Annotated in this window: 10 protein-coding genes; 2 read left to right on the top strand and 8 right to left on the bottom strand. The window is 39.3% G+C overall.

Annotated features, from left to right (window positions below; all coding sequences use genetic code 11):
• Positions 1-74: 74 nt before the first annotated feature.
• The 7 genes from T501_RS20475 to T501_RS17000 form a co-directional block, all read right to left on the bottom strand.
• On the bottom strand, positions 75-518 hold the full coding sequence (locus tag T501_RS20475) for a GNAT family N-acetyltransferase (RefSeq protein ID WP_050008377.1): 444 nt from the start codon (positions 516-518) through the stop codon (positions 75-77).
• A 72-nt stretch (positions 519-590) separates the two neighbouring features.
• A complete protein-coding gene (locus T501_RS17025; RefSeq protein ID WP_155994909.1) occupies positions 591-863 on the bottom strand; it encodes a hypothetical protein in 273 nt (90 codons plus the stop codon).
• A 109-nt stretch (positions 864-972) separates the two neighbouring features.
• Complete coding sequence (locus tag T501_RS17020) at positions 973-1,437, bottom strand: GNAT family N-acetyltransferase (RefSeq protein WP_044916410.1); 465 nt, start codon at positions 1,435-1,437, stop codon at positions 973-975.
• 59 nt (positions 1,438-1,496) lie between these two features.
• Positions 1,497-2,297 carry an NAD-dependent epimerase/dehydratase family protein gene (locus T501_RS17015; protein WP_044916408.1) on the bottom strand — a complete coding sequence of 267 codons (801 nt, stop codon included), beginning with the start codon at positions 2,295-2,297 and terminating at the stop codon, positions 1,497-1,499.
• The gene (locus tag T501_RS17010) at positions 2,294-3,106 is read right to left on the bottom strand and encodes a class I SAM-dependent methyltransferase (RefSeq protein ID WP_044916406.1); all 813 of its coding nucleotides are present in this window, start codon (positions 3,104-3,106) and stop codon (positions 2,294-2,296) included. Before T501_RS17010 ends, T501_RS17015 begins: the two co-directional genes overlap by 4 nt.
• 257 nt (positions 3,107-3,363) lie before the next feature.
• The gene (locus T501_RS17005; RefSeq protein ID WP_044916404.1) at positions 3,364-3,762 is read right to left on the bottom strand and encodes an alpha/beta hydrolase; all 399 of its coding nucleotides are present in this window, start codon (positions 3,760-3,762) and stop codon (positions 3,364-3,366) included.
• Between the two features lie 32 nt (positions 3,763-3,794).
• Complete coding sequence (locus T501_RS17000) at positions 3,795-4,718, bottom strand: PstS family phosphate ABC transporter substrate-binding protein (protein ID WP_197027988.1); 924 nt, start codon at positions 4,716-4,718, stop codon at positions 3,795-3,797.
• A 167-nt stretch (positions 4,719-4,885) separates the two neighbouring features.
• Between T501_RS17000 and T501_RS16995 the strand changes: the two genes are divergently transcribed.
• Positions 4,886-5,791, top strand: a complete 906-nt coding sequence (locus tag T501_RS16995) for an alpha/beta hydrolase (RefSeq protein ID WP_044916399.1) — start codon at positions 4,886-4,888, stop codon at positions 5,789-5,791.
• Positions 5,792-5,876: 85 nt separating this feature from the next.
• Here T501_RS16995 and T501_RS16990 read toward each other — a convergent pair whose 3' ends face one another.
• Positions 5,877-6,992, bottom strand: a complete 1,116-nt coding sequence (locus T501_RS16990) for a S41 family peptidase (protein WP_197027987.1) — start codon at positions 6,990-6,992, stop codon at positions 5,877-5,879.
• A 341-nt stretch (positions 6,993-7,333) separates the two neighbouring features.
• On the opposite strand from T501_RS16990, the gene T501_RS21590 reads away from it, so the two are divergent.
• Positions 7,334-7,558, top strand: coding sequence for a hypothetical protein (locus T501_RS21590; protein ID WP_197027986.1), 225 nt, complete (start codon positions 7,334-7,336; stop codon positions 7,556-7,558).
• Positions 7,559-7,768: the final 210 nt, after the last annotated feature.

Below are 7,768 nucleotides of genomic sequence, written 5' to 3'. Positions count from 1 at the left end.
TAAGCATCCCAAAGGTTCATGCCGCTCTGCGGCATAACAGAAACCTCTTCCGACGCAGAGTCGGTGGAGGTAGTTCATTTCTTCATCAGATATCTGCTACCATCATCCCTGAATATCTTATATCCAAGTTTTTCATATAACCTGAACGCTTCAGTATTTGATTTTTCCACATGAAAAAGGATATTCTCCACACCCTTCTTCTTGGCGTAATTTTCAGCCTCATGAATCAAAGCGGAACCTATCCCCTGGCTGCGGTACTTCTCTGTAACCGATAAGTCATCAAGATAAACAAAATCTTTTTCGTCCTCTCGATGAACTTCCACACCCAGGTACGCAATAACGCCATTATCCTCAGATACAAAAATAACATCCTCGCCATCTGTCCAATACTTGTCCAGATACCCCGGCTCATAATCCTGTACATCTTCTGTATGATAAATAGTTTGCAACATCTCTATGAACAATTCGCGTATTCTCTGCTCATCTTCCGAAACCGCTTTTCTGATTTTGTATCCCATGACTTATACCTCTGATTCCTCCGCATTCACTTACGATTTCCTCAAACGCCGCCGCATAGCACTCCTCAGGGATCATGGGCCAGTTGCACTCGCCGTATTTCTCATAGTGATTGGGAGGCTGTTAAAAAACTCAACATCCTCTTTAGTAAGGTGCTTATGCGCATACCTAAGCATTCCTATGGTACTGGGATATGCGTCCCATTCCGGGTAGTCTTCACCAAGCTCATCTATCTGATAGTTTTCCTTGTTTCCGCTTAGAAAATAGCAAGTTTGACTATCACGCAGATCATAGAGCATTTTCATGGTCTCTTCTATTCCCGGAAACTCTCCGGTGTAGTCGCCCAAAAACAATATGCATCTATGTCCTTACTCTCTAGAAAATTTAAACACTCTCTGAGTGCAATATGATTTCCATGAATGTCTGATAAAACTGCAATATTCATATAGTCTCCAATTATTCAAACCACTTTGCCTTCATCACGAAATTCTCAGCTGTATAATATCCGGCTTTTCCATAGTACTTTTCATGCATCTCGTCATTTACTGCCTGCAGTTCTACGCAAGATGCGCCCTTTTCTTTAGCGCGCTGTTCCAATTCATTTAATAAAAAGCTGCCAAGTCCCTGATTCTGAAAATCCTTGGCAATGACTATCTCTTCCAGCGTATAACTCACAATATCGTCATACTGCTTGAAAAAACCCATTACAAAGCCAATCACCTGATCATCCTTTTCCAAAACCAGGCCGTAAGAATCTTCCATTGAAAGAACCTGATGGATTCTTTTTCCTGCAGTAGTTTCTGTCCAGCAGCCATCTTCATTTTCATTGTAATAAGTGATATACAGCGGCAAAACGCTAGGTATATCATCAATCTTTATTTCCCTTATCTGTTTTTCAGCTTCTAATCTTGCAGGTAACATAACTCTCCTTAACTATTATTCCTTCTATCCCGCCATGGATGCCTTCTACATCCGTTTTCTTATGATTTATCAATACTCATGATCCTGGTCTTCAATAGACGCTTTCTTAAACTATTATCAAAATAGTAGATATTCTCGATCTCTCTATTAGCCACAACGCAGCTATCATCCCAGCCATAACGCCTGCACAGAGCCTTATTAAAACCATAATGGGAAATGGGTTTATCCTCAGAAACATTTATAATTCCAACATAATCCCCGGTGGCAAGTTCAATTACGGCATCTGCCAGCTCATTCACCTCAACTATGCTAAATAGAATGTTGCCAGCCCTGACGTACTGCTGCCCTAAGTCCACATGCTCTTTTAACTTGCAGCTCCTTACATCCATCTCGCCGTAAGGATTGATCCCATATATGCTGCCTGGGCGGACAATGCAGTAATCCCGCATCTTTCTTATGACATTCTCGGACTTTATCTTGCCGTTAAAATAGTGATGGTTGTACATCTCATCTGACCTTAGAAAAGGTGTCACATCCTCGGTCATATTCTTTTCATAGGCTACTGAAGTAGAGATAAAAATAAACCTCGTATCTCCGATTGCATCCCGCAGCGCAGGCATTACCTTTTCTGCTATTTCCTCTTCTGCGTCATGGTTCATAACTGTCCAGATGATGACATCGGGAGCAAAATCACGCACAATCTCAAGTAGTCTTTGAGAGTCCATAACATCAAGCTCTGCAAAATCATCCTGCTTTTTATGCTGACTGTATGTGCCAAGCACCTCAGCGCCTGCATTTTTTAATTTGTAATATATAGTTCCACCAAGAAATCCACTGGCTCCTATTATCAAGGCCTTCATACTCTTCCTCCAAAATTACGCACGCCTTTTGCTATGAACATGCCATATTCCTTTGGCAGATCAATAGCTCCGTCCACCGCATGCTCTTTTAATATCCAAGCGATCCTATCCACAGGAATATCCATTATCGTCTTAAAAGATGCAAGGCTGCACAGATAATCAACAAGGTCCTCTATATCTGTCACATGAAGTGAATCCCCGTAAATTCTTCCTTCCACATCTGCAAAAGCCTTTTTCAGCATGTCGCCGCCATTTTGCATAGTGAAGTTATGGTTTGGATTAAAACTCTCGCCCCCAAGTTCAAACCACTTAGCAAGTATGTCTGTAAAGTTATTTTCCCCAAGCGTCGCAGTATAAAAAACTCCGTCGTCCTTCAAAACTCTTCGAACTTCGCTGATTCCTTTCATGATATCCGGCACGTGGTACAGCATGGAATTTGCTATAACCACATCAAAAGAGTCATCTTCGAAGGGGAGGTCCTGTATATCAGCCTGTTTGTACTCCAGATTTTTTCTCTCTCCAAGATTTCCTTTTGCTGTAGCAAGCATTCCTTCCGAAAAGTCGGTTAAAACAAACTTGCCAAACTTATCCACAAGTTCATCCCTTCCCATCCACAAACTTCCTGTGCCGCAGCCAAGTTCCAGCACCTTCATGCCTTCAGCTATTTCATAATTGGACACTATCCAATTTCCGTATCCCAGCTTATTTGTGGAATATTTATCGTGAAAAGATAACCTGGTATCTAATCCTTTTGATGTGGCATACTGCGCCTTTACTGCTTCTGAATCATTTGAACTTCCTATCTGCATTGTGTAATCCTCCTGTTGTTTCGTTTTTTCAAATGATAAAGGCTGCCCCAAGGGCAAAGTCAATAACACCTTTGTCATTGCTGTAAAAAGATTATGCCTACTCACATGCAGGTAACTGTGATCAAGATATCACTCTGTACTTAAGTCTGATGTAAGAATCATCAAGTGACATAAGCATAAAAAGTGTTGTTACAGGTCTATCCATCACCATGTCTCTCCTAGTTGTGTAAAAAATAAACTCCATAAAACTCAATAAACTATAAAAGTGTCAGGAAAATTGCGTTATTTAGTGGATGCTCCCTTAATTTGTTGGATTTATCTTCAGAAAAAGAGTACTCATTTCCAAATATACCATGTAAAAGATAAAGAACGGGATATTTCTTATCCTCGCTGTAATCTGCCGGAAGTAGAATACAGTATCCTCTCTCCAAAGAACAGGTTTCAGAATAATAAGTTCCATGGGAAAACTCACCGTAATTCACATTTCCTCTTCTGGTCTCATACTGAACCGGACACCTCTCATCTATCTCATCATTTAGAACAAATTCTGTTTCTGCTATAGCAGTTTCATCATCAGTTTTTATTCCGGAAGCAAATGAGCTCATGTCCTCATCGTTTACCTTTTTATTTTCTCCGCCATTTTCATAAACCGTCATATTGTTATTGTTCTCATCCTGATCATTATTTTTTAACGATGGCTTCCACCTACGTAGCCGCATGCTTCTATCATGTTCTGGCCTTCATCAGATTGTAGCCAGTTGACAAGTTTTATAATATTTTCATTATTGTTATCTTTTCTGTATACTACATAGAAATTGGCAGATATTGGATAGGAACCGTTTTTGATGTTCTCAGCATTTGGATATATTCCATTTACAGACAGCATCTTAACGTTGTCATTGGCTACCATCCCGGCAAGATAGAATCTAAAAGAATAACCAATTGCTCCACCAAATATTGAGAGCGGATCTCTCCTACTAATCATATCGCCTTCCATGAACGTCTCCATCATGGTCTGGCTTCCTGATCCTTTAATCCTAAGAAGGGGATTGACAAGGCGGTCGGGGCCTTCAACTTCATTCCAGTTCTTAATATTGCCTCTATATATTCCTCGGATCTGATCTATTGAGAGATTCTCTACAGGGTTATCCGCATTAACAAAAAAGACAAAAGCTTCAAGACCTATAGGCACGATCTCAAGTTCTACGTCCATGTCTTTGGCATAGTCAAGCTGCTCCCGGGATGGATGAGTTGTAAAGAAAAGGTCCACAGAGCCCTCTACAAGAGCGTTATATCCTCTTACTGTATTCTGAAACTGCATGACGCTGTCACTTGCAAAATTCTCTCCAAACTTGTTATCATCAGAAAACTTGCCGCCTTCATAAGTCACACATCCCTCAGGATAGATATTGTCAATCACTGAGGCATATACAGGAACAAGCGCTGCTGCGCCGTCCAAAACGGGAAGGTCATCATCTTCATCAAAATATAATGAAGATCCTGTTCTTGCAAGATTCGACTCCTCTTCAAAGGGCAAGTAACTTCCAACATCAACCATCCTGTTCTTGGTAGCATCGCTATAGTTATTGCCAAGGCGTCTTGTAATCGTCACATACATAAACACATTGACTATAAAAAAACATAGCCATGAGAATAATAATGATCTTCTTCATAGCCAGATCTCCTTGGAAACAAAATATTTGCTTTTTTGATTTTTTATGATATGATTCTATCTTAAAAATCATTTGTTTATTTTTTTTGTAAGGAACGAGTCATTATATGATAATAGTAGTACCAATAATTCTATTCATTTTATATCTTTTTGTCTGCGCAATACTTGCAAGATCTATGGGACTTGTTAAATGCATCGATCCCAGCATAGCATATCAGAAAGAAAATCGTAGACATTTTCTGGATGGTTATAAGAACTGGAAAAAGGAAGAATATATAATTAAATCCTTTGACGGCTATGAGCTACATGCAACATATATTCCTTCAGCCATACCTTCCAAAAAATACGTTATTCTGGTTCATTCATCAACTTATTGCAGAATTGGAGGAATCAAATATTTTAACATATTCCAAAAAATGGGATATAATGGTATTCTCTTTGATCTTCGTGGGCATGGTGATAACAAAAAGTCTCCATCAACATGGGGCATCAAGGAAAGCAAGGATCTTCTTAGTGTGATAAATGATACAGTTAACCGTTTCGGGAATGATATCAAAATAGGCGTACACGGCGAGTGCCTTGGCGGTGTGACTGCTCTTACCGCTCTTAAGTATAATCCTCATATTTCTTTTGTTATCGCTGACAGCTGCTACAATTCACTTTATTCACTTCTTTGCAAGCTTGCTCAGCAGGTAGCACATGTATCACCTGTACTTTTTGATCCGGCGGAGATTTTTTTCAAGCTTATGTTCGGATTCTCTTATAAAAACATTTTTACAAAAGACAGCCTTAAAGGCAATACAATTCCGGTATGCTTCATTCAAGGAGACAGTGATTGCGTTGTACCTGTAAATGATACTATGGAACTTGAGTCCGCAACCAAGGGCTATACAGAAATGCACATATTTGAAGGCGCAGATCATACTCGCAATATCCTTGTTGACGCAGAGCGTTATGAAGCAATAATCAAACACTTCTTGTACAGTGTCAAATGTCTGGAGCTTGCCGCTTAATTATACAAGAGCTATCATATCACCCTTGATAATGATAGCTCTGCCTGATGGTCTTCGGAAAACAAAATCTGTTTTTTATAGTCTTTTAAATCAATTTCAAACAGTAATCCAACTCCACATCCTTACCTATATGATCGGGAGACCAGGGGATATAATAATCTACAGGTACCCCTTTATGCGCAAGCCCTTTCCCATGATCAATTCTTTTGTCTCTAGACGTCGGATAAATAAAACTGAAATCATCAAAGGAAACCATATTACAATTTGAATAATCTGTAATTCCCATAGTAGGTCTTCCAACTAAAGTCACTTTAGGAGAACATGACATAACCTCAACGAATGCATCCCCCGAAGAACCACATCTTTCATCCGTTATGATCAATACTTTTTCAGGACCTTTTTTCCCGATAATTCCACTTGCAAATACGTCATCATCATCAAGGAATCCTTTGCCTATATTTTTATTGTTATTTGTAATCATTGTATTGATCATAGCAGTCATGTCTTCCGGTAAATCACCAGCCAAAAATTGTTTTAGATTCTCGATTCGATCTTTACAATTTCTAACAGAGTAATTAATTTCAATAGGATATTCCGGCTTATAATAATCCATAACTAATTTCCCTTCCGGAAAGCAATACTCCAGGAGAGGCACAAATGCAGAATCTGCACCTCCGCCATTTCCACGGACATCCACAATAAGTTTTTTACAGTTCTCCAGAATACTCTTACATTTATTGAATAACTGATTTATCTCGTCCAAATCAGCAAAATCCGGAAATTTAAGATAAAGCGTATCATCATATTCTTTATAGCAATAACTTTCCGTCTCTGTCCGCTTTGTATTATGAATAATAGAAATATCTTCTTGTGAACCATCTGGATGAATAACAGTTAAACTATTGTAAAACTTTAACACGTACGGCCAGTTTTTGCCTTCACGTTCCTCTGTTTCCCCCATGAAAAATGCTTTTTCTCTTTGATATAATTCTTTTATTGAAAATCCATCAATCGCGACTATTTTATCCCCTGAGACAAGCCCTGTATCTTCATTAGCCTTTATCACGTATAGTACATCGTCCTGCCTCATCACTGAAAAGCCAATTTTTTCAAGACTATAATCTGTAAAATATAGATGTGCTTCTACACCGAAAGTTGCCAAATATTCCTGTACAAGATGCAAAAAATCCTTACGCTCCATGTCATCGGATATTTGGCCTTCATATTCCTGAAAATTACCTGCTCCATAATCTTTACAGGTTGCAGAATCCTCCCGCATGATTTCTACTATTTCCTTAAATATTTCTTTATAAGTCATCATTTTTTTAGTTCTCCCCACAACTAATTTTTGTATGACTTCTTGCGGGCAAAGGCGGAAATTGCCGCAAGAATCCTGCTCCGCAGGACACGCCTCTCGCTTTGCGAGGACCTAGTCCAGTACGATTCCTGTTTTTCTAAGGAAAAACAATAATCTATATTATATTTGTCCTAAGCTGTAAAATGCAACAAGAATGATTAGCAGTTGATTCAAATATCAGGGAGTTGACTGCTTTTATTTCGGGTATATTACTGAACAGATTGGTGTTCAATCTGTCAGGTGCAACCGGAGTATCCATTCTTTGCATCGGCAACACAATTTGGCTGTTTATGTTGCCTGCAGCAATGGCGATAAGTAGCGCCGGTAACACTTTGGGAGGTGTTTCTGTAGGCGAATCGGATTGGCATGGCACAGGTTTTGTATTTAGTGTATGCTCAGCAACCGGCTGATTTTTCAGCCGACGCTTTCGCATAAAGTATAACAACAATTGTACCTTGAAAAAATCAAAATCAATTTTTGGAACAAAGAAAGCCTTAACAGGCTATCCAGGTTCATTGAGATGACTGACAGCACAATCGAGCTACGTGTTGTATCTTAACGCTTTGTCATAGCAGTGCCAGAACTGGCTTTTTGCCTCAATCACAAACTCTCCGTCTTAT

Origin of the sequence: Butyrivibrio sp. WCE2006, from assembly GCF_000701985.1 — a bacterium.
GTDB lineage: Bacteria > Bacillota > Clostridia > Lachnospirales > Lachnospiraceae > Butyrivibrio.
This window is presented reverse-complemented; position numbering and strand designations above follow the sequence as displayed.

Excerpts from the sequence above, each read along its gene's own strand:
- T501_RS17020 (WP_044916410.1), bottom strand. The coding sequence starts at position 1,437 with ATGTTACCTGCAAGATTAGAAGCTGAAAAACAGATAAGGGAAATAAAG.
- T501_RS17010 (WP_044916406.1), bottom strand. The coding sequence starts at position 3,106 with ATGCAGATAGGAAGTTCAAATGATTCAGAAGCAGTAAAGGCGCAGTAT.
- T501_RS16995 (WP_044916399.1), top strand. The coding sequence starts at position 4,886 with ATGATAATAGTAGTACCAATAATTCTATTCATTTTATATCTTTTTGTC.
- T501_RS17005 (WP_044916404.1), bottom strand. The coding sequence starts at position 3,762 with ATGACGGTTTATGAAAATGGCGGAGAAAATAAAAAGGTAAACGATGAG.
- T501_RS17015 (WP_044916408.1), bottom strand. The coding sequence starts at position 2,297 with ATGAAGGCCTTGATAATAGGAGCCAGTGGATTTCTTGGTGGAACTATA.
- T501_RS20475 (WP_050008377.1), bottom strand. The coding sequence starts at position 518 with ATGGGATACAAAATCAGAAAAGCGGTTTCGGAAGATGAGCAGAGAATA.
- T501_RS16990 (WP_197027987.1), bottom strand. The coding sequence starts at position 6,992 with ATGGAGCGTAAGGATTTTTTGCATCTTGTACAGGAATATTTGGCAACT.